This window comes from Rhodococcus koreensis (genome assembly GCF_900105905.1).
GTDB classification, from domain to species: domain Bacteria; phylum Actinomycetota; class Actinomycetes; order Mycobacteriales; family Mycobacteriaceae; genus Rhodococcus_F; species Rhodococcus_F koreensis.
This window is the reverse complement of sequence record NZ_FNSV01000001.1, coordinates 36,141-61,193: the sequence shown is the minus strand read 5'-3', so window position 1 is coordinate 61,193 and position 25,053 is coordinate 36,141. Positions and strand designations below refer to the sequence as shown.

Annotated in this window: 28 protein-coding genes; 7 read left to right on the top strand and 21 right to left on the bottom strand. The window is 65.6% G+C overall.

The annotated features are described in order from the left end of the window. Positions 1 to 2: 2 nt before the first annotated feature. Genes BLV94_RS00300 through BLV94_RS00215 form a run of 18 tightly spaced genes read right to left on the bottom strand, consistent with a single transcriptional unit; the run spans position 3 to position 16,236 of the window. Positions 3 to 548 (bottom strand): hypothetical protein, encoded by a 546-nt coding sequence (locus BLV94_RS00300; RefSeq protein WP_072949819.1) that lies wholly within the window; start codon positions 546 to 548, stop codon positions 3 to 5. Between the two features lie 5 nt (positions 549 to 553). Further along, positions 554 to 868, bottom strand: a complete 315-nt coding sequence (locus BLV94_RS00295) for a hypothetical protein (protein WP_244163393.1) — start codon at positions 866 to 868, stop codon at positions 554 to 556. A gap of 47 nt (positions 869 to 915) precedes the next feature. After that, the gene (locus BLV94_RS00290) at positions 916 to 2,571 is read right to left on the bottom strand and encodes a M23 family metallopeptidase (RefSeq protein ID WP_072951466.1); all 1,656 of its coding nucleotides are present in this window, start codon (positions 2,569 to 2,571) and stop codon (positions 916 to 918) included. Beyond that, positions 2,571 to 2,876, bottom strand: a complete 306-nt coding sequence (locus tag BLV94_RS00285) for a hypothetical protein (protein ID WP_072951463.1) — start codon at positions 2,874 to 2,876, stop codon at positions 2,571 to 2,573. The genes BLV94_RS00290 and BLV94_RS00285 overlap by 1 nt, the downstream gene beginning before the upstream one ends. Then, complete coding sequence (locus BLV94_RS00280; protein ID WP_072951460.1) at positions 2,873 to 4,732, bottom strand: ATP-binding protein; 1,860 nt, start codon at positions 4,730 to 4,732, stop codon at positions 2,873 to 2,875. Before BLV94_RS00280 ends, BLV94_RS00285 begins: the two co-directional genes overlap by 4 nt. A gap of 10 nt (positions 4,733 to 4,742) precedes the next feature. Beyond that, complete coding sequence (locus tag BLV94_RS00275; protein WP_072951458.1) at positions 4,743 to 6,239, bottom strand: SCO6880 family protein; 1,497 nt, start codon at positions 6,237 to 6,239, stop codon at positions 4,743 to 4,745. Next, a complete protein-coding gene (locus tag BLV94_RS00270; RefSeq protein WP_072951456.1) occupies positions 6,236 to 7,723 on the bottom strand; it encodes a hypothetical protein in 1,488 nt (495 codons plus the stop codon). Before BLV94_RS00270 ends, BLV94_RS00275 begins: the two co-directional genes overlap by 4 nt. Continuing rightward, the gene (locus BLV94_RS00265; protein ID WP_072951453.1) at positions 7,714 to 8,583 is read right to left on the bottom strand and encodes a DUF8175 domain-containg protein; all 870 of its coding nucleotides are present in this window, start codon (positions 8,581 to 8,583) and stop codon (positions 7,714 to 7,716) included. The genes BLV94_RS00270 and BLV94_RS00265 overlap by 10 nt, the downstream gene beginning before the upstream one ends. After that, complete coding sequence (locus tag BLV94_RS00260) at positions 8,580 to 9,197, bottom strand: DUF8175 domain-containg protein (RefSeq protein WP_072951451.1); 618 nt, start codon at positions 9,195 to 9,197, stop codon at positions 8,580 to 8,582. The genes BLV94_RS00265 and BLV94_RS00260 overlap by 4 nt, the downstream gene beginning before the upstream one ends. Then, a complete protein-coding gene (locus BLV94_RS00255; RefSeq protein WP_072951468.1) occupies positions 9,197 to 9,568 on the bottom strand; it encodes a hypothetical protein in 372 nt (123 codons plus the stop codon). Before BLV94_RS00255 ends, BLV94_RS00260 begins: the two co-directional genes overlap by 1 nt. Beyond that, positions 9,565 to 10,272, bottom strand: a complete 708-nt coding sequence (locus BLV94_RS00250) for a hypothetical protein (RefSeq protein ID WP_072951449.1) — start codon at positions 10,270 to 10,272, stop codon at positions 9,565 to 9,567. The genes BLV94_RS00255 and BLV94_RS00250 overlap by 4 nt, the downstream gene beginning before the upstream one ends. A gap of 16 nt (positions 10,273 to 10,288) precedes the next feature. Further along, positions 10,289 to 10,567, bottom strand: coding sequence for a hypothetical protein (locus BLV94_RS00245; protein ID WP_072951446.1), 279 nt, complete (start codon positions 10,565 to 10,567; stop codon positions 10,289 to 10,291). Then, positions 10,567 to 10,848 (bottom strand): hypothetical protein, encoded by a 282-nt coding sequence (locus BLV94_RS00240; protein ID WP_072951443.1) that lies wholly within the window; start codon positions 10,846 to 10,848, stop codon positions 10,567 to 10,569. Before BLV94_RS00240 ends, BLV94_RS00245 begins: the two co-directional genes overlap by 1 nt. Before the next feature lie 30 nt (positions 10,849 to 10,878). Continuing rightward, positions 10,879 to 11,430, bottom strand: coding sequence for a hypothetical protein (locus BLV94_RS00235; protein WP_072951441.1), 552 nt, complete (start codon positions 11,428 to 11,430; stop codon positions 10,879 to 10,881). Then, entirely contained in the window at positions 11,427 to 12,206 is a 780-nt protein-coding gene (locus tag BLV94_RS00230; RefSeq protein ID WP_074933437.1) for a hypothetical protein, read from the bottom strand. The genes BLV94_RS00235 and BLV94_RS00230 overlap by 4 nt, the downstream gene beginning before the upstream one ends. Beyond that, the gene (locus BLV94_RS00225) at positions 12,203 to 13,327 is read right to left on the bottom strand and encodes a DUF8176 domain-containing protein (RefSeq protein ID WP_072951333.1); all 1,125 of its coding nucleotides are present in this window, start codon (positions 13,325 to 13,327) and stop codon (positions 12,203 to 12,205) included. The genes BLV94_RS00230 and BLV94_RS00225 overlap by 4 nt, the downstream gene beginning before the upstream one ends. A gap of 55 nt (positions 13,328 to 13,382) precedes the next feature. After that, positions 13,383 to 14,576, bottom strand: coding sequence for an insoluble domain protein (locus BLV94_RS00220; RefSeq protein ID WP_072951336.1), 1,194 nt, complete (start codon positions 14,574 to 14,576; stop codon positions 13,383 to 13,385). Continuing rightward, positions 14,569 to 16,236, bottom strand: a complete 1,668-nt coding sequence (locus BLV94_RS00215; protein WP_143051290.1) for a cutinase family protein — start codon at positions 16,234 to 16,236, stop codon at positions 14,569 to 14,571. Before BLV94_RS00215 ends, BLV94_RS00220 begins: the two co-directional genes overlap by 8 nt. Positions 16,237 to 16,640: 404 nt before the next feature. Between BLV94_RS00215 and BLV94_RS00210 the strand changes: the two genes are divergently transcribed. Genes BLV94_RS00210 through BLV94_RS00195 form a run of 4 tightly spaced genes read left to right on the top strand, consistent with a single transcriptional unit; the run spans position 16,641 to position 19,341 of the window. Next, positions 16,641 to 17,351 carry a helix-turn-helix domain-containing protein gene (locus tag BLV94_RS00210; RefSeq protein ID WP_072951340.1) on the top strand — a complete coding sequence of 237 codons (711 nt, stop codon included), beginning with the start codon at positions 16,641 to 16,643 and terminating at the stop codon, positions 17,349 to 17,351. A gap of 7 nt (positions 17,352 to 17,358) precedes the next feature. After that, positions 17,359 to 17,787, top strand: coding sequence for a hypothetical protein (locus BLV94_RS00205; RefSeq protein ID WP_072951342.1), 429 nt, complete (start codon positions 17,359 to 17,361; stop codon positions 17,785 to 17,787). A 13-nt stretch (positions 17,788 to 17,800) separates the two neighbouring features. Further along, entirely contained in the window at positions 17,801 to 18,361 is a 561-nt protein-coding gene (locus BLV94_RS00200) for a hypothetical protein (protein WP_072951345.1), read from the top strand. Then, complete coding sequence (locus BLV94_RS00195) at positions 18,358 to 19,341, top strand: hypothetical protein (protein WP_072951347.1); 984 nt, start codon at positions 18,358 to 18,360, stop codon at positions 19,339 to 19,341. The genes BLV94_RS00200 and BLV94_RS00195 overlap by 4 nt, the downstream gene beginning before the upstream one ends. Here BLV94_RS00195 and BLV94_RS00190 read toward each other — a convergent pair. After that, positions 19,319 to 20,170 carry an SAM-dependent methyltransferase gene (locus BLV94_RS00190; RefSeq protein WP_072951350.1) on the bottom strand — a complete coding sequence of 284 codons (852 nt, stop codon included), beginning with the start codon at positions 20,168 to 20,170 and terminating at the stop codon, positions 19,319 to 19,321. The genes BLV94_RS00195 and BLV94_RS00190 overlap by 23 nt on opposite strands. A gap of 167 nt (positions 20,171 to 20,337) precedes the next feature. On the opposite strand from BLV94_RS00190, the gene BLV94_RS00185 reads away from it, so the two are divergent. The 3 genes from BLV94_RS00185 to BLV94_RS00175 all read left to right on the top strand — a co-directional run bounded on the left by BLV94_RS00185 (position 20,338) and on the right by BLV94_RS00175 (position 23,368). Beyond that, positions 20,338 to 20,559, top strand: a complete 222-nt coding sequence (locus tag BLV94_RS00185) for a hypothetical protein (RefSeq protein WP_072951352.1) — start codon at positions 20,338 to 20,340, stop codon at positions 20,557 to 20,559. A 318-nt stretch (positions 20,560 to 20,877) separates the two neighbouring features. Then, positions 20,878 to 22,641: a helix-turn-helix domain-containing protein gene (locus BLV94_RS00180; protein ID WP_072951354.1), complete on the top strand. Its 1,764-nt coding sequence runs from the start codon at positions 20,878 to 20,880 to the stop codon at positions 22,639 to 22,641. A 46-nt stretch (positions 22,642 to 22,687) separates the two neighbouring features. After that, the gene (locus tag BLV94_RS00175) at positions 22,688 to 23,368 is read left to right on the top strand and encodes an MBL fold metallo-hydrolase (protein WP_072951357.1); all 681 of its coding nucleotides are present in this window, start codon (positions 22,688 to 22,690) and stop codon (positions 23,366 to 23,368) included. A gap of 176 nt (positions 23,369 to 23,544) precedes the next feature. On the opposite strand, the gene BLV94_RS51395 is transcribed toward BLV94_RS00175, so the two are convergent. Both BLV94_RS51395 and BLV94_RS50160 read right to left on the bottom strand, forming a co-directional pair. Further along, positions 23,545 to 23,670, bottom strand: coding sequence for a hypothetical protein (locus tag BLV94_RS51395; protein ID WP_255315070.1), 126 nt, complete (start codon positions 23,668 to 23,670; stop codon positions 23,545 to 23,547). Next, a complete protein-coding gene (locus BLV94_RS50160) occupies positions 23,657 to 23,980 on the bottom strand; it encodes a PaaI family thioesterase (protein WP_244163392.1) in 324 nt (107 codons plus the stop codon). Before BLV94_RS50160 ends, BLV94_RS51395 begins: the two co-directional genes overlap by 14 nt. Between the last annotated feature and the right edge of the window lie 1,073 nt (positions 23,981 to 25,053).

The window sequence follows — 25,053 nt, the reverse complement described above, 5'->3', positions numbered from 1 at the left end:
CCTTACTGGTAGCGGAAGTCGGTCAGCCGCCAACCGTCGTCGGTGCGGGTGACAGTGGTGCGCCAGGTCTGTTCGGCGAGAGGCGTGCTCGACCCGGCGGTGTGCAGCACGGTCTGCCGGCAGCTGACGTCGATGACGACGGTCCGCATGCCCTCCGGAGCCGCTGGGGTGCTGTCGGCCTTGGTGCAGGAGGCAGTCAGTGCGTCACCAGCCTGCTGCCACGCCAGCCACTCCCGATCAGGCCGAAGACCGGTCGCTGCACCGCTGTCGTTGTCGACGGTGGCCGCCAGGTCCCCACCCAGCCAGGGGCGAGCGCGGCGCAACGCATCGGACTTGCTCCCGTCGACTGCGGGCTGCCACGAGAGGATTGCCTGCATCGCCGTCGCGGCCGTGCCGTCCGCGTCGAGATGCGCCGGATCCAGGGGGTCGATGTGCGCGTGATCGTCACTGCCCATGGGCTCGTCCTCGTCGCTGGATGAGCCGCAACCGGCCAACATCAACGTCGCGGACACCGCGCCCGCGATCAGCAGCTTCCTCGAAAAACGCATGGTGGTCACACGTCAATTCCGCTGTTCCGGGCTACCTGTGCGGAGCCGCGCTGCCGGGCAACGAGTTCCAGAACCATGAGTGCCAGCTGGACTAGTGCCGCGACGAGGAATACGACACCGCCAGCGACGAAGACTTGCCACTGAGGGATGGTTCCGAGGTGCGGGGCGTCCGAGGATCGCACACTCCAGCCGTAGTAGAGGGCTGCCAGGCCGCCGAGGCACAACGCCACCGCAAGCAGCGCCATGGGTTTCATCGGGAGTTCCTTTCCTGTGGGCGTGAAGTGGGCTGATCGGCCGAGATTCGCGTGGGAAGTCTTCATCACATCATTCTATTATAAGGGGTCTCTATGTAGAAATTCCTGGTTGGTTATTTGTTGATGGCGCGGTACTGCGCCTCGTTGGCGATGATCTTGTCGGCGTAGGGGCGGGTCTGGACGATGTAGTCGGTCGATCCGGTCGGGAAGCCGCCGGAGCTCTGTACTGCGCCTTCACCGGCGTTGTAGCCGGCGAGGTACAGCTCGGTCGGCCCGTGGGTCGCCGTGACCGATCCGTCGGCGATCCAGCCGTCGATCGTCTTCGCGATCGTGCACATGTAGGTGCCCTGCGCCATGACCGCATCACCGATGCTGTTGATGTCGACGCGGCCGTCGCCGTCGTAGTCCTTGCCGTAGGTCGCCCACGTTCCCGGCATGAACTGCGCGGGGCCCCCGGCGCCGGTGCTCGAGACCGGGGCGTTGGCGCCGTGCTGAAAGCCGTTCTCGGCTTCGAGTTGTGCAGCCAGCAGGGACGGTTTGATCTGCGGGCACAGTGCTCCGGCTCGTTCGATCCACGGTGCGAACTCGGCGGGCACCGAACCGGCGGCGAGGGTGTCGCCCAGGCCTTCACCGGAGATGGTGCAGTCGGTGGCCGCCTTGGTGGCCTGACCGCTGCCGCCGGGCAGGGATCCCCACTGGGTGGTGGCTTCGTCGAATCCGCCGCCCGTGACGGTGATGTGGACGTGGTTGAAGTGGTTCTCGTTGTCGCTGCCCCGTTCCTCCATCTTGTTCGGGGTGCCACCGGCCGGGTAGTACGTCTGCCGCCAGATCGCGTAGTCGACGTGGAAGAAGTCGGCGTTCGCCATCACGTAGTTCAAGACGGCATCGCCGGTCGCGACGCCGGTGCCGGAGTTGTAGTCCGGGATCATCGCGTCGACGGCCTGGCCGCTCGGGTGGTCGTTGAAGCCGCCGCCGTCGGCGCGCCACCCGCCGAGGGTGTCGAGGCGGTCCCCGAATCTCAGGTGCAGGGCCCGGATCAGGCGTTTGGTGTTGACCTGCATGTTCTGCTCGGACCCGGCCGAGGCCGGCAGGGCCTGCGCCAGGTCGGCGCCGCCGGGCGCCGAGGGGGACGGTGCGGGCGGTCCGGAGGGGCTCGGTGCGGCCTGACCGGACTTCTGTTCGCCCGGTGCCGGTGCGGAGTCGTACTGAGGCTTCGGGTCGACGGCCGCGCCGCCGGTCCGGCCACCCGGCCAGGTCTCGAAGTGCAGGTGCGGGCCGGTCGATTCACCGCGGTTGCCGATGGTGGCGATCTGCTGGCCCGCGCGGACCTGCTGGCCCGCTTCGACGAGGTAGGTGTCGACGTGTCCGTAGACGGTGGAGAACAGCTGCCCGTTGATCACGTGGTCGAGAACAACCCACTGCCCGAAGCCGCTCGCTTCGCCTGCGTCGGCGACGGTGCCGTCGGCGGCCGCGTAGATCGGGGTCCCGATCGGGCCGGCCAGGTCGATGCCCTTGTGCTGGGCGCCGTCACGTTCACCGAATCCGGAGGTGAACGTCACCAGAGCCGGGTCGACCGGCTTGATGAACGATCCGGCGGGGGCGATCAGGTCGCCACCGGTCACCGATGTGCCGCTGCCACTGAGGCAGTCCGTCGAGGCCTGTTCTTCCTCGTCCTGGAACAGGATGGCCAGCAGAATGATCAGTGACATCGGGATGCCGAGCACGACGGCGAGCACCACGATCAGCAGTGAGTTGTTCTTCGATTCCATTACTGGGCCGCGCCCATCCCGCAGTCGGCTGGGGCGTACCGATTCACCAGGCGGCGATTGAGTTCCGTGGCGGCCGCGAGATCGGCGCGCAGCCGACTCACCACCGTCCAGGACGGCTGCGGACGCTGGCCGGATGCGTTGACCCAGCTGCGCACCGCGGTCTCGGACACGTCGAGCTGTGCCGCCACCGCGGCGCAGGAGGCGGTGAACGAGTCGCCGGCCTCGATGCACTTGATGGCCGTGGCCACCGCATCGGCCTTCGTCTGGTCATCGACCACGCGGTAGCGGCGGCGTGCGGGCGTCATGCGGCGAACCCCGTATGCTCGCGGTCCTTGACCGCGGCATTCAAACGCTCGTCGGTGTTGTGGATACCCGACGCACGTTCGGCCGGGGTCACCCACACCTTGAACGGCACACCGGGACGATCGCCCTCACCGAGCTTGAGCAGGAACTGCCCCGTACCGGCGGCAACAGGATTCGGGACCGGGGCCTGTTTCGCCGCCGACACGATTCCGGCCTTCTCGGCCGCGAGGCGGACCTTCTCCGCAGCCTGGCGCCGCCGCGCCGTCTTCTGGTCGATCGGGGAATTCAGATCTGCGGCGTCCGACCAGTTCGTGAGCATGCTCTTCTCGATCTGCGAGAAGTGGATGACCTTCTCGAGGCGCTCGATCTCCGCGGACGGAACCGGGCCGATGATGCGGGCGCGGCACCGTTCGATCAGTCCCAGAGCGCCGGCCTTCTCCAGCTCCTCGATCGAGTGGGTCACGAACGTGATTCCCACACCGACCACACGCTGCAGACGCAGCAGCGCATCGATCCGCTCGGCCATCATCGGAAGAGCGAGGACCTGCCAGAGTTCGTCCATCAGCACGTTGAATGCGAGGTTCGGTCCCAAGCCGGCGTCTGCTCGCACGTGAGCGGCTTCGATCGTCGCGAACGCCTCGTTCCACCCTGCGATCAGGACAGCGGCGCGCATCATCTTGTCGTCCTGCGGGACGCTGGACATGTCCAGGCACATCGAGGGTGCCTCGACATCGAGGCGGACGGTCGACTCCCCGTTGAAGACCTCCCCGAAGCGGCCCTTCACCATCGAACGCAGCGTTCGGCGCAACCCTTGGATCGCGGCCCGGTACTCCTCGTCGGTCTCGGCGACCGCGTCGTCCTTGAGTTCCTGACTGTTCGACGTCAGCAGTGCGATCAAGTCGTCGAGGATGGCGGGGTTCTCGGAGGTGAACCCACCACCTCCCTGCGCTATCGGGGTGTAGAGCAGGCGAATCGCCGACGCGAGCAACGTCTGCTCGAAGTCCTCGAGCCGCTTACCGCGCACGATCTCACACAGCGCGGCGGTGATGTTCTCCTGCCGCGCATGCAGTGCGTACTGAGTCTGCTGACGTTGCAGCTCCAGCTTCTGGCGCTCGAGCATCAACTCGTCCCGCAGCTCCGGGTCGGTCTCGAAGTCGATGCGGTGGGCGAGTTCCTCGATCCGACCGGAGAGCAGGATGATCGCCACCCCGATCAGCCCGGGATCGAGCGGATTGATCCGGCCGATCCCGCCGTACCCGACCTCGGTGACCTGACCACCCACGGCCTCGGTCAGCTTCCGCCCGTCCGGCTTGACGTCGCCCGGCCACACCACGCGCACACCAGCGGCGATGTCGCCCAGGGCGATCCGGCGCAGCAACGTCGACTTACCGAAGCCGTTGAGCGCGATGATCATGCAGGCAGGCGCGGTGATCGCCTTCGCTTCCTTCGCCGACAGCGGGTCGAAGCACACCGGTGCATGCGGCGGTGCCAGGTGATGGCCCAGCGGGGTGCCCAGTAGAGGGGCATTCGCTCCCACCACCCAGGGATTGACTCCCGCCACCTGAATGTTGGTGCCACGAAACTCGACTGGGGGCAGGATCGCGCCCATCCTGCCACCGCCGGCACCGGAGAAGCCACGCTCGTCGAGGGCATGAACCTCACGGTCGGACAAGTCGGAGCGGGCCCGCTCGTTCGCCGCGATGTTCGCCCGCCGGTCGTACTGGCGTTTGACCAGTATGGCCAGCACCTTCTTACGGAAGAGGCTGGTCGCCGCTGCTTCACGGGCTTCCAGGCGTGCGAGGTCCTCGTCGGAGAGAACCTTGATGTTCACCGCTTTGGGGGTCTTGGTCTTGGCCACTGTGTCCGCCTTAGTTGCTCAGGAACGAGGGAATGGTCGTGTGCTCGGGTGGAATCACGCCGACGCCGAGCGATGACCAGAACGCAGCCGACTGCCAGCAGAATGACCGGCGCACCTGCAGCTGACTCTGGAGGGACAAGTCGCGCACCAGTGCGTCCACTCGGGGAACGTCCGCGCTGCCGACCGGCTGTGTGACGGTGATGAGGATCCCGAAACGGGTCAGACCGTGGCCGCGCGCGACCTCCATGCGGCTCTGTTCCGTCGCCGCCACTTCGAGCTTCGCCTTCGCCGACGCGATCCCGCGCCCTGAGGTCACCGCGGCCATCGCGTCGCGGTGGTCACGGTTGACGATGTCCGTCGCGTCCGCGGCCGAGTGCGGCCGGTAGATGATCGCGACGCGCTTGATCGGCAATGCCGGGTTCGGGTCGAGCAGTCGTTTGAGGACGGTCTCGTGGACCGCGCTCTTCGGAGCTTCTCGCATCTCCCACGTCACCGAGATCGCTCCGTCGTGGATCAGGCGGTCCTTCTCCTCGATCTGGGTGCGTGGGCCACAGTCTGCCCACTCCAGGCCGGTGCCTTCACCGGAGAACAGTGCCCGTTCGATGTTGCTCAGGGACGCCGGATCGACTGATCGGCGTACGGTCCCCATGATCTCGTCGGCGCTCATCGGGGTGGCCGGCACCCCGGCACGGGCCGCGGCTTCGGTGATCCCCGGCAGCCGGCGGGCGATTTCCACGGCTTGCTCCGAGGGGTCTTTCTTGCGGTCCGCGGTCTGAGCCTGGAAGGTGATCGAGATCCGGGCGCCCAGGCGGACGCCGCCGGTGACCAGGCCGGTCGCCAACTGGTACATCGAATCGCGGGCCAGCTTCGGTGCGTCGTGACGCACCCGTTGGGACACGGTCTCGTACAGCTCGATCCCGGTGTTGGGCAGTGACTCGATCACCGCGACCAGTGCAACGATGTCCGAGGTCTCGCCCATCGCGGTCAACATCTGCGACCAATTGCCCACCGCCGCATCGAGGACGGACTGGTCGAAGTTCTCACTGCCCTGCGGGTATGCGTCGAGAACGATCGTGTAGTTGTTCACCTGCGGCATGTGGATCATCCCGAAGGGCCGGTTGTTCCCGTCGATACCTTCGTAGATCTCGGTGTCCGCCAGCACACCCGGGGGCCGGTACCGGCCGCCAGGGATGCGGGAGAAGGTGCCCGAGCTGTAGATGTGTTCTCCGCGCTTGAACGCCCGCCGCCACTGCATCATCAGAAGTGCCCTCTCATATCCGCTACGCCCGTCCTTCTCGATCACCAACGGCACGAATGCAAGCGCCGTGAACAGCCCCAGAACCAGTGCGGGCACGAAGCCGATCACCAGGCTCGACAAGCCCAGGGCAACGACTGCGGCGATGCCGAGCATCGTGGTCCCGAACGTTGTCCCGGCCATGCCGGTCGACCTGGGCTTTCGCCAGTTGCCGTACATCCGGTACTCGGTCGTCGTCTCGGTCCTCGTCATCCCTCGAAACCTCCATTGCGACTCGGTGGCGTTGCTCCGGTCGGGCCGTCTCCGGATGCGCCCGGACCATCAGGCGCGCCCGGTGCGCCGTTGTGGTTGGTGGGTGTGCCGTCCACCCCGCCTTCGGCGTTCCCGCCGGACGGCGCTGACTGGTTGGACGGTGTGCCGTCCACGCCACCCGTGGCGTTTCCGCCCGGTGTGCCGCCGCCGATTCCGGAAGTGCCGAAGCCGGAGGGCGCCCCAGAGGGGCCCGAAGGGGTGGTCGTGGAGGTGCTTGCCGAGGTCATCCCGCCCCCGGCCATACCGCCCGACGCACCGCCGGTCGCGACCGCGCCGCCGACCTTGGCGCCGACCGCGGCCAGGCCCGCTGCTGCGGCAAGGCCGCTGCCGCCGCCGCCGAGGGATCCGACGGCCGGGACGATCAACCGCATCAGGGACGGCAGGACCAAGGCCGCCGAGCACAACAGAAGCGCCCCGATCAGCGCCGTCATAGCGCCGCCGTTCTCATCACGGGAGGGTGCAGACTGCATGAAAAGCATTGCCGCTACCCCGATCACGAACGAGCCGACCGGCTTGAACAGCAAGAACGCGAGGGTCCAGGCGATCATCTTCTCGTACGCCTGCGAGCCGATCTTCGTGCCGCCGGCCGCGCCGGCAATCGGGAGCGCTGCGGTGATGACGACGAGCAATCCCATCCTCATCAGCAGCAGGAACGCCATCACCAGGCCACCGAGAATGCCGATGAACCCGATGACATACAGCAAGGACGTTCCACCAGGTGAGGCGTAGATTCCGATCTGAATCATCGCGTCCACGAGTGCGTCCGGATCCGAGCCGACAGTGCCGTCGATGAACCAGCGGGAGATGTTGTCCGAGAGCCGGGTGCCGAGTACGACGATGAACCCGAGCGAGCCCGCGAGCACCGTCGCCCGGGCGAGTTGCTGAACGCCTTCGGTGGAGACGTCACGGATGGCACCGGAGCGGGCCATCATCAGCCGAATCCCCAGGAACATCAGCGAGACCACCAGGAACGCGACCTGAATCCAGTACGTGTACTGCGTGACCTGGCCGAGCGTGGCCATGAAGGAGTTCTCGTCCTGGCCGGGAATGGTGATCCACCAGCCGAGTGCGAACTTGAGCACCGCAGCGCCGGCGTCCCCGAAACTTAACCCCATCGTCTCGAACGCACCGGTCGCAACCTTCTTGACGTAGGCCTGCGGTGCCTCGGCGACGGTCTGCGCACCATCGGCGCAGCTGGGCATTTCAGTGCCGGTCGCCGCTCCCAGTGCGTCGAGGGCCAACTGCAGGCCGCCGCCACCGATCGGCGCCGCGGCGCACATCGCCAGGTCCCCGGCAGTGTCGCTTGCCGAAGGTCCGGGATCTTCTTGTGCGAGTGCCGGCGGGGCGGTGCCGATCAGTGCGGCGCACGCCACGAGGCAGACCAGGAGGAACCGCTTCCACGCGGTCTGCGCCGTCACCACCACGACGTCCAACCGTCGGAGAAGTCGGCGACCGCTCGCGCACCGAAGGGGTTGGTGCCTTGGACCTGCACCACCCACCCGGTTCCCCCACGCCAGACCAGGTCCAGCGAGATGTCGGCGTTCTGGGTGCGGCCGTCCTTGAGATCTGTCGCCGCGCCGATGTGGACTCGCGCCAGATCTTCGGTGAAGTTCACCTTGATCATCTGCAGGACACGACCGGGGAAGTTGTCCGGAGCCGACCCGGGCTGATTCGAGGCGTTGAAGGCCTTCTGCTCGGCGAGCTGGTCCTGCGGATCGGCGACCAGGCCCGCATCCTGGAGCATCTGGATGCGGTTGTTGCCGGTGGCAAGGTAGTTCAGGTAGTGGACTGCCGCCAGGCCCGCACCTTGGGCAGTGCGGGCGAAGCCCGTCGCGACGCCGGTGTCACTGAACGCCGTCGGTCCGTCCGAGGTGGAGAACGGCAGGTACATGTTCCCGTGGACGCGTTGGAGCATGATCCCGGACGGCGCGGTCGTCGCGGAACGCCCAGTGGCCGGCGAGGACTGCGCCAGCAGCACTCCGTTGTCGTTGAGTGGGGCGTAGATGACGCGGCCCTGCTCGTCGAAGAACGGATCGGGTTCGAATTGGTCGGGCCGGGTCGCGGCGGTCGCCCCGGATCCCTGGTCCCCGGCGGGAACCAGCGGCTCGTCCCCGCCGCGGAAGAAGATGATGATGCTGGTGATGATCGCGGCGACCACGATGACACCGAGGATCGATCCACCCATCAGCAGGCGGGTGGCGTGGTCGCGTCCGGATCCGGAGTCGGAGGGTTCCGGGCGCGGGGCCGGCGCCGGGGTCTGGGTATCGGTCGGTTGCTCGCTCACTTGCGCGTTCCTTCCAGGTCCACCATGTTCTGAGGAAGTTCCGTCAATGCGGTCGCCGCCACCGCGTTGTCCGAGGTCGGGAGGTCGAGCTTCCAGTCGGAGTCGGCCCAGACCACGGCGGTGCGCGTCGAGGCCAGGGACTCGTCCGGGAAGCGTTGAACGATGTCGACGGCGGCCGCGGTGTCGGTGTAGTCCGCGAACACGTAGCCGACGATGGACGGCACGACCGCGGGGTCGACCGTGCCGGTCGAGGAAATCAGGGAACGGTTGACGGCGAAGGCGTCCCGTCCCTCTCCGCTCGCCGCGACGACGGACAGCACCTTCGACCAGGACTGATCCGAGGCCGTGGAGAGCTGGACGGATTGACCGATCGCGGCGAGCGCTGCGCCCTGCGGGGTGTGTGAGAACCCGGTCAGCGGCTCCCAGGTGCCGCTCTCGGGGCCGTCGGTCGTCCCGAGCGGCACCAGCACACCGTTCACACTCGACCAGCTCGCGATGGCGGGGGCGTCCGTGAGCGACACCGTGGGGCTCTCGCTGCTGTCCTCGGAGGAGCCACCGCACCCCGCCAAGGTCAGTGCAGCGACGGCGACTGTCGCACAAGCAAGTACACGCATTACTTCTCCTCTTCGAGCGGGGGGAACTTCTGTTGGATGTCGGTGACGAGACTCGGCGGCTTGTCCGGCGCCGGAGCCGAGTTCTCGGGAATCCGGCCGGCCTCGATGAGCACGACGGCCATCGTGACGGCCGCACCGCTCGCGAGGACCCAACCGAACACCGCCGCGAGGAACTCTGCGGCCGTGGGCGACTCCAAGCCCGGTGTGTGCTTGTGGTCCCACGCCATCCGGCCGCCAACGAAGATGATCTTGGCGATGCACACCACCGCAGCAATCCCGGCGATCCAGCTCAACGCGGTATTGATGTCCTGGGTGATGTAGTCGGGCAACTCCACCGCCGCGAGGACCGCACCGTCGTCGAGGCCCGTCACGGTCGAACCCACTCGATCGAACCGATGGCAATCGAAAGCACGAACACCGACGCCAGGGTGGCGATCAGCGAGATTGCCCCGAAAACTCCCGCGGTATCCACCTGGCCGTTGAGCGTTGCCCGGCCTCCCCGGGTGAAGAACGTATAGCCGGCGAGACCGGAGCACATCAAAGCCGCGAGCGTCAGGACGACCGAGACGAGCACCACAGCCCACCCGCCGTAGGAGGCAACGCGGATGAGCACCTCACCGCCCTGAACCTGCTGTTCAGTGGGAGGGAGCTCGATGACAAATCCGTTGACGAACCAGCTCAGGAGCCAGTCCACATGCCACAGGACGGTTGCAGTCAGCGCCGTCGCGGCCGCAACCATCGCGGCCCTGTAGAGGTAGAACCGCCGCGATCTCACATAGATGGTGGCGCGCGCGGAACGTGTGGCGATGTCGATGATCCGCCACTCGGGTATCAGCGGTTCCCCGGAGCAGGTATGCCCGGTGTGGCCTGCCAGTTCGTGGCAGACACTGCCCATTGCACGGTGAAAAGCCACCTCGCGGTCGTGATGGGCGACGGCAATCCCCGCGGCGGCGAAAGTGTCCTCCTGGACGGCTCGGATCTGCGGTTCCCATGTCGCCCGGTCGGCCGCGGAGTAGGACAACCCGCTGGTGCCGGCACCGGCTCGAGCACCGTGTTGCTTGTCGATCTTCGTCATCGTGCGTTCCTCCCCCTCATTGCCCTGCGACGGTCGTCAAGATCAGTGCGGAGCTGGTCGCGACGACCATCCCGATTGCGCTTCCGATCGCGTGAGTGACCAGGCCATTTGTTGGCGCTACGGCCCGTCTTGCCAGGAGGTTTCGCACCCGCATCACCGCCAGAACGGTCACGGAATAGACCATCGCCACCGCGCACGCGCCGGCGATAACCCAGAGCACCCAGATCTGCAGCTCTATTGGCGGCGGGCCGGACATGGGCGGAGAGCCGCCATCGGTGGGAATCATCGCGAACATCAAGAGGCGGTGACGGCGTTGAGGATCGTGTTCGCCGAACCGGCGACGATCGCGCCCACGAGTGAACCGACGAGCATCGTCACACCGCCGGTCTGGCCCTGGCTCCACTTCTCCCACGCGAACTTGCCACCCGAGAAGACGAGCGCGGCGACGCAGGCGAGGAGGATGCCCCACAGGAGCCAGTTCACTAGCTTCAGAAGGCCGTTGGCTCCCGGCGGCAACTCGGGTGTGACGTTGAATTCGATCGCGAGGACCGCGGTGTCGTGGATGGTGTGGATCATGACTTGTCCTTTTCGGTGAGGTGAGAGTGTTCAGTGCCCGGAGCGCAGATGCGGCAGTGAACGCTGGATTGCTGTGACGATGCCGACGCCGGCATCGATCACGTCCTTGGGAACCGCGCCGCGGGCTCCCTTGGTCTGTTCGGGCACACCGTCGAGCGGATGCCACCGGGGAAGCGCTGGCAGGGACGCTGCGGGGAGGAATCTGTGCCAGTCGATCCGCCAATGCGCCGCCGTTGCCGACTCCACGACGTCGCGGTACTGGCGCACGCTCTTGTCGAGGGTCGGCGAGTGCGCGACGGTGATCAGCCCGAGAAGCTCACAGTCGAGGTTCTCCTCGCGATGCTGGATGAGCCGCTCGTGCGCCTTCTTCAACCCGTCGTCCGTCTCGCGGGCGACCATCACCACGTACGGGGACTCGGTCTCGATGTCGTTGCCTCGCGGCCATTGCCGCTCGCAGTCCCCGGTGAAACTGAGGTAGTGCGCCAGGGTGGAGACTCCTGCGCCGCCGTGCGCGCCGAGCAGCCACACGGCAGGTCCCGGACGGTCCGCGGGAATCGGGGCGGAGTGGATTGCTGCGGTCATGCCGGTTCTCCGGTCTTGCCGTCGCGGCGGGTGTCGGATTGGGGCGCGAGAGTGCCGAGCACATCGAGGGCGTCGGTCCAGGCGTCGATCGTGGCGGTGGACAACCGGCGGTGGTCGATCACTCCCGGGCGGGCCAGGGCTGGATCGAACGGGACCTCGACGAAACCGGCGATCTGCGGTGCGAGTGCCGCCCGGATCGGGGCCAGTTCGACCGGGGAGGTGGGCATTTGATGGGAGACCACGACGATCGTCTCTCCCAGGGTGTCCGGACCGAATGTCGACTTGAGCCAGTTCATCGCCTCCCGCATCCGGCTCAGCGGCTCCGACCGGGCGGGGGCCACGACGACCAGGGCGGCCCCGGACTGGATCAGTGGGGCCAGGCGGGGTGATCGCAGGGCCGTGCCGACGTCGTGGACGCGGGCGCTCGCTCGGCCCTTGAGCAGCAGATCGACCATCATCGGATCGGCGCTGTGGCCGTGGTGGGAGCTGCCGACGACGACCGTCCCGGAGGTGGTCTCTGCCATCCGAGCACTGAGACTGTCGATGGACCGGGCGGGATCGACGGCGCGGAACCGGGTGCGGGAGAGTAGGTTGCCTCCGTCGCTGGTCGAGTCGATCGCGGTGATGTCCTTGCCGGTGCCGAGCCGCAGTGCCGTGGCCAGGCCGAAGGTCGTGGTGGTGGTGGAGGCCCCGCCGGAACCGGCGACGACCATGGCGGACACCTTCTCCGGTTCGGCGACCTTCGGGGTGCGGCGGATGGGGACGACGTTGCTCATCGGATCTCCTCGAGGGTGGCGATTTTCAGACCTGCACCGGAATCGGCGACTGTGATGCGCTGCGGGATGGTGCTCTCGGAACCGGAGTCGGTCCGCAGGAGCAGCTGGACGTCGAAGGCGTTCGGGTTGGGGGTGACCGCGATGGTCAGGCAGTGCGCGGCGCCCGTGGCGGCGGCCGCGTCGATCGAGGCCTGGATGGTGCCGACCGGGTTCGGGGTGAGCATCATCGACGCGACCTTCGCGCCGTCGTGCTCGACGTAGTACGCGTAGTCGAATGCCTGGATCAGACCCGGACCGCTGGCGAGGTCACCAGGACCGCGGCCGACGATCTTCCCTCCCCCGGTCGAGCCCTCGCACCAGGCAGGCTCGACGGCCGCCACGGTCGGGCCGGCGACCCGGGCCGACGACGGCAGCGGGGGCACCGCGACGTCAGAGGTGTTGTCGGAGGAACCGAGCACCACGACGGTGCCGGCGACTACCGCCAGTGCCGCCGCACCTGCACCGACGAGGACCCAAGGGTTCTTCTTGCCGCCGGCGGCGGACACGCGGGCAGGCTTGACCTTCGGTTCCTTCGGCTCCTTCGGCGCGGGCGCCACCACGTCGTCGGGGACGTCGGCGTGCTCGACGGAAGCTCGGGCGGGGCGACGAGGAAGGCGGGCAGACAATCCACGCCGCGCCTGCTCCTCGGCGACGAGTGGACCGCGCGGGATATGAGCACGGACCCAATCCGGTGCGTCCGCATACGGATCGGCGTCCACCTCGGGGAACCCGATTGCAGGCTCGCCGCCCGGGTCGGCGGCGTCTGCCTGCGGGTTCTCGACTACCGTGTCGTGTTCGTCGGCCTCGCTCCAGCCGTAGACAGGCAGAACCGCGGTCAGTTCGTCGGTCGGATCGTCGTCGTGTGCGATGACGGGCGAAGACGCGGCCGGGATCTCCGGTTCCATCTGCACCACCGGAAGCACGACGTCCTCGTACGGAGCCTCGTCGACGGCGGGATAGGCGGTGTCGTAGTTTTCCTGCGGCACAGGGAAGTCCACGTCACCGCTCATGTCGAGGATGGCGTCCCCGTAATGCTCTGGAACGTCCGGAAACAGCTGATCCGTGCGATTGTCCGTCGCCATTTTTCCTCCAAGTTGATCGGCGAGGGCAGGATGCTTTCCGGCCCTCGCCGGGGGCTCACGCCGGGATGCCCGCGCGGATCGCGTCGGTGATCATTCCCATCGGCAATCCGGGGACTGCGGTGTTCGCCTGGAAATCGGTCACTGCCTGGTCGAACGCGGCGACAGCCTGCTCGCCACCGGGGAGCGAGGACACCGCGTCGCGGGCCTGCTGATCGACGATCGGGGCCGAAGCAACCGCGTTGCGAACAGAGTCGGCGGCCGCGGAACCAACCGGAGCGTCGGCCTCCCACTGATCGAGGGTGGTCTCGGTCTGCGCCGTGATCGCAGCGTGGTCGATGTTGGGAATCTCGACCTCGGTCGGTGCACCGACCTCACCGGCACCGTAGGTCGTAGCCGCCGCCACGCCCGCCGCACCGCCGATAGCCGCACCGGCCGCAGCTGCCGGAACACCGGCGAGGGCACCGACACCCGCGCCGATACCCGCACCTGCTGCTGTTCCGACCACTCCGGCCGGGATGACACCGAGCGGCGTCAGAACCGGGGCGGCCAGAACGACAGCGCTGGTGCCGCCGATCGTGCCGCCGACAAGTCCACCGGTCACGGCACCCACGGTTGAGACCGGCACCCCGGCGGCGAGGGCACCGCCCACCGCTCCGGCTGCACCGCCCGCGACCTGCGCGGCAGCGAGACGCTCGGCTTCCTCGGTCTTGAGGCCGGTGGAGCGCCAGAAGTCGGTGACCTGGGCTTCGATGACGGCCGTCTGGCCATTCGTGCGGTCAGCGGTGTCCTTGCTCATCCAGTTCGGGCGATTCCCGAGGTAACGACCCCAACGAACCTTGTCTTCCGGTGCCTGAATCGGCGCGGTGAACTCGTCGAGCGGCGTCGGCAGGTGCAGCTGCGAGTAGTCGATCGGCGCGACGTAACTGCCCTGGTCGTACGTGGGTGCGATGTACTCGTTCGAGTTGTAGTCCCAGTTGTCCAGGGGCTTGGCGGGCTGCTGGTACTCCACCGGCACCGGAACCCACGTCTGCACCGGCTCGGGCTCGGGCGCGGGAGCGGTGGTGACCCCGCCCTGTGTGGTCGGAGCGGGTGTGGTGACGCCGGACTGCGTCGACGGCGCCGTCGTCACGCCGCCCTGCGACGGCTCTGCGTGCGCGACACCGCCGCACACAGTGACAATGACCGCGGCCGTGACTGCGGTTGTGCCCGCGGCCCTCACAATCCTGGCCTGCTTACGGTGCTTACTCATGTGTGCTGTTCCCTTCGGTGGATGAATCAGTGGTCAGGCCGTTCTGCGAGAACGTCGAGTCCGCCGACGTGGCGACGGAAGCGGAAGAGGTCGGCGTAGCCGACGACGTCGAAGATGAGGAGCTGGCCGGCCGAGACGTGGTGGGCGCCAACGGCGTGGCACTCGGCCGGGTCGTGCTGGTGGAAGAGCTCGACGACGAGGACGTTTTGTTGCTGGTCGCGAGGTCGGAGGCCACCGCGGCGAACATCTTCGCCACGTACGCGGTCGGGGCCAGCCCGGTGGCGGTCGCCGCAGACGAGCCGTACGAGCCGTGGGCTGCCTGGATGTTCGAGTACTTCGTCAGCGCCGCCAGGTCGAAGAGGTCCTTGTTCGCGCTGACCTCGTTCTTGACCAGGTCGAACGTCTGCTTGACCAGTCGTTGCGTTGTGGCCGGCGGAACGAGATTGATGACCGCGTTGACCGTCTTCGCGGCGATGATCCCGAAAGCAGCAACGGGATTCGCCAGACCCACGGCCGCGACGGCGGCGATCGTCTCCGGCGTGATGACCTTCTTCGCGACCGTGACCACCGAGTTCACCGCCACGAGGCCTACCTTCATCAGCGCGGACAGTGCTTCTTGGCCGGTCGGCGGTGTCGCCCGAGGATCCGAGCCCTCAGCCAAACGCTGCGACAAGGTCTTCTTCGGTGCGATCGAGAGGTTCTCGAGCGAGTTCTTCGGGACCTGGATGTCTTCGTTGATCACGTCGACCCCGACGTTGAACGCGGTCGACGCGAGAGCGAGACCGATCGTCTGCACGGCGACGAACGGATCGCCGCCGACCTCAGCCTGACCAGCAACGTTCGCCACAGCCCGTGCGATCGGGGCCTTCGGCGGAGCATCGCAGGCCAGGTCACCGGTCTGGCACCACATCGACACCCGGCCGGTCAGCGAGCCGAAGCTGGAGGCGATGTCGGCGACCGGACCGATACCCGCCCCGGTCGCCGTCGTGACCGTCACCGCGGGAAGGGCCTTCAGTGCAGAACCCGAGGTCCCCGGCACCGGAGAAGGTGTGGTCTGGGAAGTGCCGGGGAAAACACCGGAGCCTTCCGAGCGAGTCGGGGACCCGAACAAGGCAGCCGATGCGATGGAAGACGCCGGAACCCCGCTGACCTTGCCGGCGCCGACCTCGGAAAGGAACTCCGAGGCAGCTTGGGCGAACTGGCTGTAGGCGGCGATCGCGAGCTTCGTCGACGGGCAGGAATCCAGGACCTTCTCCGCGGCGGTCTGGAGATTGTCCTTTGCCGCGGTGACCGACACGGCGTAGGACTCCTTGCCGCCGGGAACCGCACCACCGAAAGCCGCTGGATACGGCACGTAGGCGCGGTCGACGTCGACACCGAGCTGTCGCGCCTGGTCGAGCAGCGGCGACATGATGTTCGAGAGCATTCCCGTGTCGGCCTTCACCGGAGCATCCGGCGAAGACTCTCCCGTGCCCTGCCCTCCGAGCACGAACAACGCGGGGCAGTCCTGCACCAACTGATCGACCCAATTGGTCGACGCGTGTGCGGGAACGGGATTCGCACCGACACTCACCGCCACCGCGACAGCACCGACGACGGCCGAGGCGGCGAGACGCCGAAGCGGACGAGGTCCGCCACCCGGCCGTGAACCCTGATCCATATTCATTCGGAACCCTTCAATGCAGAGGTCGGGGAGACGTCGAAAACACCAGCTGAACTCGCACGTGAGATCGCGATAAGCGCGTGGCCAAGCACGCACATTGCAAAGCCGGAAACTGCCGGACTGAAACAGATGTGGCCCGGCCATCGACCTGGACACCCCGCCGCCTCCGCCTTGACCGGCGGCACGCGGTCGACAGGTACAGAAGGTCGGGCCGCCTCGGGCGATCGAGTGTGTCCACCTGTTTCGAGAGTCGTACTCGCCTTGTGCACTAGCTCAAACTACCGCACAGAAGCAACATACGGAACCGCTAGAAGCATCATAGAAGCATCACCACAAGTCGATATGGCGGTCGGTCGGTGGGTGTTTCACCCTGGAGCAGGGTTCGCCTTTACTGTGAACGCATGCCCAGCCACCGTGAGCTCGTGAGATTCGGCGCTGTTGTCGCTGCGCGCAGGAGCTGGCTTGGACTAACTCGGGACCAGGTGCATGCCGCCGGCGGGCCCGCGGACACGACCCTGGCGCGAATCGAGAATCCGACCTCGACCACCGCACCGCCGAGGGCCCGGACCCTGCGCCGGCTTGACGAAGGGCTCCGGTGGTCGCCTGGTAGTGCGGCCAGAACGCTGGCGGGAGGTGAACCCGATCCGCTCGATGTCGAGTCGACAGAGGACTCGGAACTGTCCGCGGCTCCTAACCCGCTCAATTTCAGCAAGCTCGAGATTTCCGTCGAGCTTGTACGGGGATTGCTGACCACGGCTGATGCCGTCTACGACGTCCTTACCCGAAGGGACTTGCCAGAAGCATGGATGCCGGTCGCAGAGAAAGCGGCCGACGAGCTGGCTAGCATCATCCGAAAGCTCAGTGCCGCGTACGCGACAGAGGTTCTCGAACGCGCTGGCGGACCAGGTCGTGTGCTTACCCCCGCTGTAGAGATGGCTTATCGTGAGCACCTCTCCAGCTCAGCGCAGAGCGCCGACCCCGAGATAGCAGAGGAACAGTTGTACCGCCGCTGGCTCGCCGGTAAGGAACAAGACCTCGACGAGGTAACGCGAGAGGCGTTTGTCCGGCGCTGGCAAGCCAAACAGCGTGTACTACAAGCAAGGAAGAGCTGAAAAACCCATGAGCAATCAGATCCCGTTGTCCCAACGCCTCGACCTGCTGTTTGTCTTGTGGTGCAAGAGTGCGGACTCCCCGGCGCCGTACGCAGATATCGCGGCAGAAGTGTCGCGGCGTACCGGCATGGTGTTGACCGCCGACGAGGTCGAAGACATTCGCTGCGGACACCGCTTACCTGATCCCGCAGTGGCAATCGCTATCGCGGAAGCGCTCGGCTGGGATGAACCCGTCTACCTTTCCGACGAACCGGCGCAGTACGTCGAGTACTTCAACAATCTCCAGACTCTGCTAGTGCAGCGGGATACGAAGACTGTCTTGGTTGGGGGCTTCCGTTCGTCTACCGAAGATCTCAGCCAGGAAGCGCGCGATGAGCTCCACGAGCTTCTTGGAGAGATCGAGGCCGTCGACGATAGCCGCAGAACAACCAAATAGGCGACGAGGAACCGTGCACTATTTTGTTGGCGAGGACGAAGATAAGGAGATCGCTGAACGTGCGGTCGCCAAGATGCCGATGCAACGGCCGTGGTCGCTCGACCGGCTCATCGCGGAACTGAGCCTGCAACGTGGTCGGCCTATTGTCATTGCTCCACTCCAGCACAAGCCGAAATTGAGCGGGGAAGTGTCGGGACTGTGGGTTCCACGCGAAGACCGTGACCTCGTCTTTTACCGTGCCGGCGCAACGGGAATGCAACGCGACGCAATCATCTGTCATGAGCTGGGCCACATCGTCCTCAGCCATGGTCGTCTCAGCCGTGAGGCCGTTGCGCGATACAACTCGCGTCTCAACAGTCGTCTGCCGCGGGAGATGATCACACGATTCTCGACTCCTCTGTGCCTGATGAGGTCCCAATACGAAGAGCCGGTCGAGCGGCAAGCCGAATGGTTCAGTCGGATTCTCCTGGAGAAAGGGTCGGAGTTGACTGCGCCTTTGGTACCAGAGGATGCATCGCCCCGGCATCGTCGGATGCTCGAGCGTGCTGCGCGTGCCTTCGGGTGGGACCAATGACGATCCTCATAACGGCCGTGATCTCGCTAGCGGTGCTCGCCGTCGCTTCCTACCGGATTGTCGTCGACGGTGCCGCAACTCGATCTCGTGGCCCTCTGGCGGGCCTGTCGAATCCTGTGACCCAGCTTCTCCTGTGCCTCGGGTTCGCCAAACTCTGTCGGGTACCCGTGATCACGGACGACCTCATCAATCCACGACTCCGCGACTTCACAGGCGTCGCCAACATCATGTCCCTGGCCGGTATGACGTGGGCAGCGTTGATTGCCATTCCGCTGATGGGTATCGCTGCCTACATCACAGGCGGCGTGCAATTCTCGGCACGGCTACAGCTGCTCCAGGCCGGCCTCATCGTCGGCGTGATGACCATCGCCTTTCTGTATTCGCCGATGGCCGATCAGCCCACCTCATACATGACCAGCGATTTCCCCGTCACCGGCTCGGTGCTGTTGTACTGGTTGGCGTTCCTTCTGCCGATTCTCACATCGTGTGGAGTGACCGCCTACCACTGTGCGGCGTCACTGCTCCTCGTACGCCGAGGCCTCCTGGCCCGCGCCCTAGGCGCATTGTTCTGCGCAGCAGTGATCGGGATCCTCTACTGCTCACACAAGGTGGTCGACCTGTTCTTGCAGTATTCGGGGGTCGATAACGCATATTCGCAACACGCCAAGGCAATTTCGCTGGTACTTGTGCTTGCGGCGCTGGCATTCGCGGCACTGGCCGCCGGCATCTACGCCGGCGCCCAACTGCCCCAGCGCTTCCAGCGCTACCGCCTCTTGCGCAAATACGGCCGCGATTGGCTCGCAGCGCGGGCGAACACCCCAGTAGTTGTCTTGGACAGCTCGCACGAGCTGAAATACACCCGCTGGGCATGCTGGGCGGCGGCGAGAACACCGACCGCCGCATTCCACCTTCAGGTGGAGCTCGCAGATGCCTCGGATCTAGCTCCCAAGCAGCCTGTCACGGCAATCGCGACGCGATGAGCCAGGCCACCTCGTGCCCTGGCTGTTCGAGGTACGGGACCTCTCTGCCAAGGGTTTGAGCGAACTCTTTTATCGATACTGATTCGGTCTCCCAGCCCCATTCGGCCAGCCAATCACCGGGATCGGCCACTACGGACTTGAAACCGTATCCCCCTTGTTCAGTCCGCGCCGCCATCTCCTTGGACTGCGCCTCTTCAAGCGAACCGACACCGAAGTGGACAGCCAGTAGGCGGCTACCGGGTGCTGAGAGCTGCGTGAGCTGTTTCATGATCTGGGCGTTCTGGTCCGACGTGAAGTAAATGAAGACTCCCTCTACGACCCATGCAGTTGGCAGCTTTGCATCGAATCCCGCGGCGACCAGGTGTGTCCCCCAGTCATCGGCGAGGAGATCAGCTGCGACGTCGATAACCGTGAGGGCAGCGTCGATCGGCTTCGTGGGCGCGGAATCGAGCGCTCGCCGCTTGAAACTGAAGAGGTGCGGGAGATCCAATTCATAAGCCGTTTCCACAACTGGCAAGGCGAGCCTTCGGGCACGGGTGTCCAGGCCCGCGCCAAGCACGACCAACTGCCGGACCGCGCCCGAGGCAGCGGCCTCGCGCAGCGAGTCGTCCAGGAACTTCGTACGCGCGACGACCGACTGATAGACCCGCGACGCCGTCACGTCACTAAGGCCGATAGACCCGATCGGCAACCCCGAAGTTTCGACGAAATGCGCTGCTAGGTGGTCGGAAAAAAGGCGGTCGTCACGCCCGGTCTCCAGAGCACGGAAGTGCGCGACGGCCACTGCCGTTGCGCTGATGTCGCCTTCGCTTCGGATCTCTTCGCTCATGCCCCGGTTCTACCGCACGCCGGCCCGAAGACAAGGAGCAGGGATGGCCGAAGCGATATGATGCCCATATGATGCATGTATGTTGCCCACGGTGATGATCGTATGAAATCCGTCCCCTACGGCGTGTCGCCTCGCTTGAGTCTGTTTCGGGTACCACAATCTGACGCATGGTCGAGATGTCACCGCGGAGGCCCGGACGCCCAAGTCTGGGTGAACGCAAGCAGCTGAAGGTTCGTGTCATTCCGGAGATCAAGGACGCTGCCAAGCGTGCCGCGCAATCGCACGGCATGACGGAAACGCAATACATCACTGCTTTGATCGCGGCCGACACCGGTCTGACAAACCTCGTGACCCCAATTCAGCAGGAGGAGTTGCCACACACCGCGTAAGTGGAATTCGCGAAGTCGGCCGTCGGGTGACGGTCCGAGACAACTGAACGTTTCCAGCAGTGCAGCAAGCCATCCTTGAGATATCAAAAACCCCCGGCGGGTCAGGCCGAGGGTTCTCGAAGTTGGCGAGATCCGAGTAATCAGCTCGTTTCTCTGCGGTACTGCTGTTTCCCCGAAGGGACTGTCTTGCCGGACAGAGCCCAGGGTACCTCGACGTGCCCTGACGGATCAATTATTCATGCGCGTGTCTCAACTAACAGGTACACGCATGCCGTTCTCTATCAAGCATTTGTGCAGCAGTGGTCGCCTCGTCGTACCATGCGGGTCGACCCATCGCGCACCCACGATTACGGCGCAACCATGGTGGTGCCGCAGCAGGCGCCTGACTATCCATGGGCGGTGTATCTCGCGGACCGTGACCTGCGCTTTCGGCTTCTTGCGTTCGACTTCGACTCCTCCCGACTCGGTCCTGATCGGGCTCTTGCCGATTCGGACCGCCTTGCCGCTCACCTCGACAACCTGGGTGTCTACTTCCTACGTGCGCACTCCGGGCCGGCGGGTGGCCAACACATCTGGATTCGACTTGGCGAGGACGGTGCCGATCCGGCCGCTGTCCGCGAACTCGCACGCGTGCTCGGTCAGCACTACGCCACCTTCGACACATCCGCCCTGAGAAACCCCGCTATGGGGGCTGTGCGGCCTCCAGGCGCACCACATCGCGACGGTGGACGGTCCGTCCCCCACCTGGACGGCGCCAAGCTGCAGCAGGCTCTCAAGCGTGTCGGCCGCGGGACGACGCCGGAAGTCGTCACCTGGCTTCTGGCACGTCACCCCCACACCTCACCCAGGCCGATAGCCGCGATCTCGGCGACGGTGCGCGTCAGTGATCCGACCACAAACCCTCACCTCGACCGCCCGCGCCGTCCGCTGTCCGCGGCCACCCAGGAACTCCTCGACACCACACCCGGTAAGCGTGCCGACCGAAGCGCCATCACGCATAGCATCTTCCTGGGGATGGCATGCGCGGGCCGCACCCTCGACGATGCCCGCACCGCGGCCGCATCAGCCCCCGGACTAGTCCGACTCCGGGAAGACCGCGACAACGGCCGCGACGACCTCGCCCGTCAATGGGACCGAGCCCTACATCGCGCCGCCACCTTCACACACCTGCCCGATGACAACGCCCCCCAGGAACCGATCGACGAAGACCTCGACACGATCGAACGGGCACTCACTGTACATGCAGTGCGATTCGCCCAACCCGGCGGCGAGAGCGACGAGCGAATTCTCTACGCCCTGATCACCTTCGCCCGTACGGCCCGTACTCGAACCCTGGATATCGACTGCCGCCGTCTCGCGCAGAGAGCAGGACTCGCCGCCTCGACCATCTCGCGTCGCCTACGCGTCCTTGCTCAGACCGGGTGGGTCACGCAAACCGATGTTGCGGCCGGAACCAGAGCAGCCAGCTGGACTCTCAACCTTCCCCCGAAAGGTTGGGAAGATGCAGCTGCAACACAAGGGAACCCGCCCCCGGCTCTGACGCCAGCTCCCACGCTCCTGGCCCACCACACACACGACCTCTGGACCCCCCGGCCGGGTCTCGGAGCTGCCGCTGCCCGTATCCACTGGGCACTCCTTGGTGGCGCCCGGACTCCCGAGAAGATCGCGGGAGCGACGGGTTACAGCCTTAAGACGGTGGAGAAGACGCTGCAGAGGCTCTGCAGCGTCCACCTGGGGGGCCTCGGTCCGGCGAGTGCAGAAAGCGTAAAGGGGGAGCTCCATGCGGCGGCGAAGGAGTTAGGCCTGACCGAGGTCTCAGCTGGTAGACGGGAGCGGCACATCGTCGATCGGGAGCTGTACGCGTGGTGGAACGACGAGCAGGCGTGGCGACGGCGGAAAGGCAAGAAACGTGGACCCAAGCGTAATGCCGGAATGGCAACAACCCTCGCGCTACCGATCGACGGACCAGCCAGGATCAAGTACGGCCGATTCCCAACAAAACCCGGCGGCCGCGCCGATTATCGGACCGCACGCGACACTGTCCGTGGCTACCTTGCCCCGGCTGAACGAGTGGCGGCGTAACCCTGATATACACGCGGTACTCCCCCTTCAGAAAGGTCCCACCTACGTGGTTCTTACCCTCGATCAGCCTTACACCGGTCACGTCTCACCTGGATCGAACCCACAGCTCCATAAGGTTGACGGCGCCCGCATCATCAAGATGTCCGTCGCCGCTGGCGACAACAACGTCTACCTCATCGAGTGCACTACTACGGGGCAAGCGCTACTCATCGACGCCGCGAACGAACCTGAACGCGTCATAGCGCTCGTGAAACAGGAGGCACCCGATCTCCGCCTAGTCGTCACCACTCATCAGCACATAGACCACTGGTGGGCGCTGAAGGATGTCGTCGCCGCCACCGGCGCCCCGACTGCAGCGCATCCACTCGACGCCGATGCCCTACCTGTCACTCCCAACCGTCCTCTCGTAGACGGTGACACGATCACAATCGGGGTCCTCACCTTCGAGGTCATCCATCTCCGCGGCCATACTCCTGGATCGATTGCTCTGGCCCTCACAGAACGCGATCGCGGGCGAACCCACTTGTTCACAGGTGATTCCCTGTTTCCCGGAGGCATTGGAAAGACCGCGGAGCCAGAGAACTTCGACACCCTCATCACCGACGTGGAACTAAAAATCTTCGATCGGTACCCGGACAACACCGTCGTCTACCCCGGTCACGGCGACGACACCACTCTCGGCGTAGAGCGGCCCCACCTCACCGAGTGGCGCCAGCGAGGCTGGTAAGCGTGAGCGGTGTGCTCGGGAAAACTCACGCCACTGTCGCGTACCGATAGTCCGGCGGCTACGCCGCGAGCATCGGACCGTGGGGGTGGGAACCGAATACGCCGGAAAGGGGCCGCGGGTTGCTGTAGGCCCTGGTCATCAGGCGTCGTTGTCGGCGAGTGCCCGGTAGAGCGAGGCTACCGTTCGGGTCTGTCGTCGAGGTGGACAACCTTGGCGCTGGCGGTGGCAGTGGCCACCACAGTGCCGGTGTGGTCCATCAACGTGCCGTCGAGTTTGGCGAGGTTGCCGTCACGGGAGATCACTCGACCCCGACCGACAAAGCGCCCGGGCCGGGGCGGCGAAGAAACAGTGCAGATCCAGAGTCTCGATGAACCACCCCGCCGGCAGGGTCGCCAATAGTGCCGGACCCATGGTGTCGTACAGCATCGCCGCCAGGAAGCCGCCGAGGACCTGCCCGAACGGATTGGTGAACTCGGCGGTTCCCTGAAACTGCACCGTGATGGTTCCCGCGGCCGGGTGAGCATCGATCAACTCGAACCCCAGCGTCCGCGCCGCCGGCGGCATCTGGGTACGGCCCTCCACACCATCCCAGAACGAACCGGACCTCGTCATCGCGGTGTCCTCCTTCTACGCACTATGGGGTCGGGAACCGAATACGCAGGGAAGGGCATTCGGGGACCTAACACTCGCTACGAGGAGGACGCTCCCAGCTGCATGAGCCGCAACCGGCCTACTTTCACACTGCCGAATGGTTCGCATACCCGCAATTCGACGCGCCGATCAGGCCGACGGAGATCAGGGTGGTGCACGCTGTTCGAGTTGTTGATCCTGCGTAGTGCCACTCCGCTCCCCCACTGAAACGAATGGCTAGTCCTCCCTAGCCGGTCGACTGGTGCATGGAACTGAGGGCGATATCCGTAATTCCGTAGATTCGCATATCCGTAAATCCGTAGATCCACCGACGTGAGTTCGATTGCACGCGCTACGGGCAGGCGGTCCGCGCACCGTGAAGGAGGGGTCGTGCATGTTCCTCACTCTCCGTGGTGAAGTAGATACGCAAGTCCGCAGTTCCGTATATCCGTAGTTTCGTAAACCGAAGGCGTGGAGCGGCCTACCGGATCTTGCACTGCCACGGCCGGCGATCAGTCGTGTACGCCCGGACTTGACCGGCGACGAGAGCCCCTGCATTCGCGAGTCCGTAGATCCGTAAATCAGTAGAGGCGGAACGGTTAGGGCAAATTGCACGCGCGGCAAGTCCTGCGTCTCGGACCGCAACGTTCGTGCAGTCACCGTGGTCGGATTGCGGCACGATGCCCCACTGCCGGAAGCGCTACCGAGACCGCTGCAGACCTTGTGGTCACGGTTGCACCCAGCCCGCAAATCCGTAGATCCGCAAATCCGTAGATCCGGAGCCGCGCGACCGGTCGTGTACTCGTTGCATCGCCGCGACCACAGGGCGTGCAACCTCACTGCACGGCGGTTTCCATGCCCCGGGCGGCCACGCAAGTCCGCAGTTCCGTATATCCGTGTGTGCGGAACGGATTGCTTCCGCACCGCCGCGCCCGGGCAGCACGCAAGACCAGGGCCCGGCGGCCGAATGTCCCCGCCTGCAATGTCCGTAGATACGCAAGTCCGCAGTTCCGTATATCCGTAGTTTCGTAAACCGAAGGCGTGGAGCGGCCTAC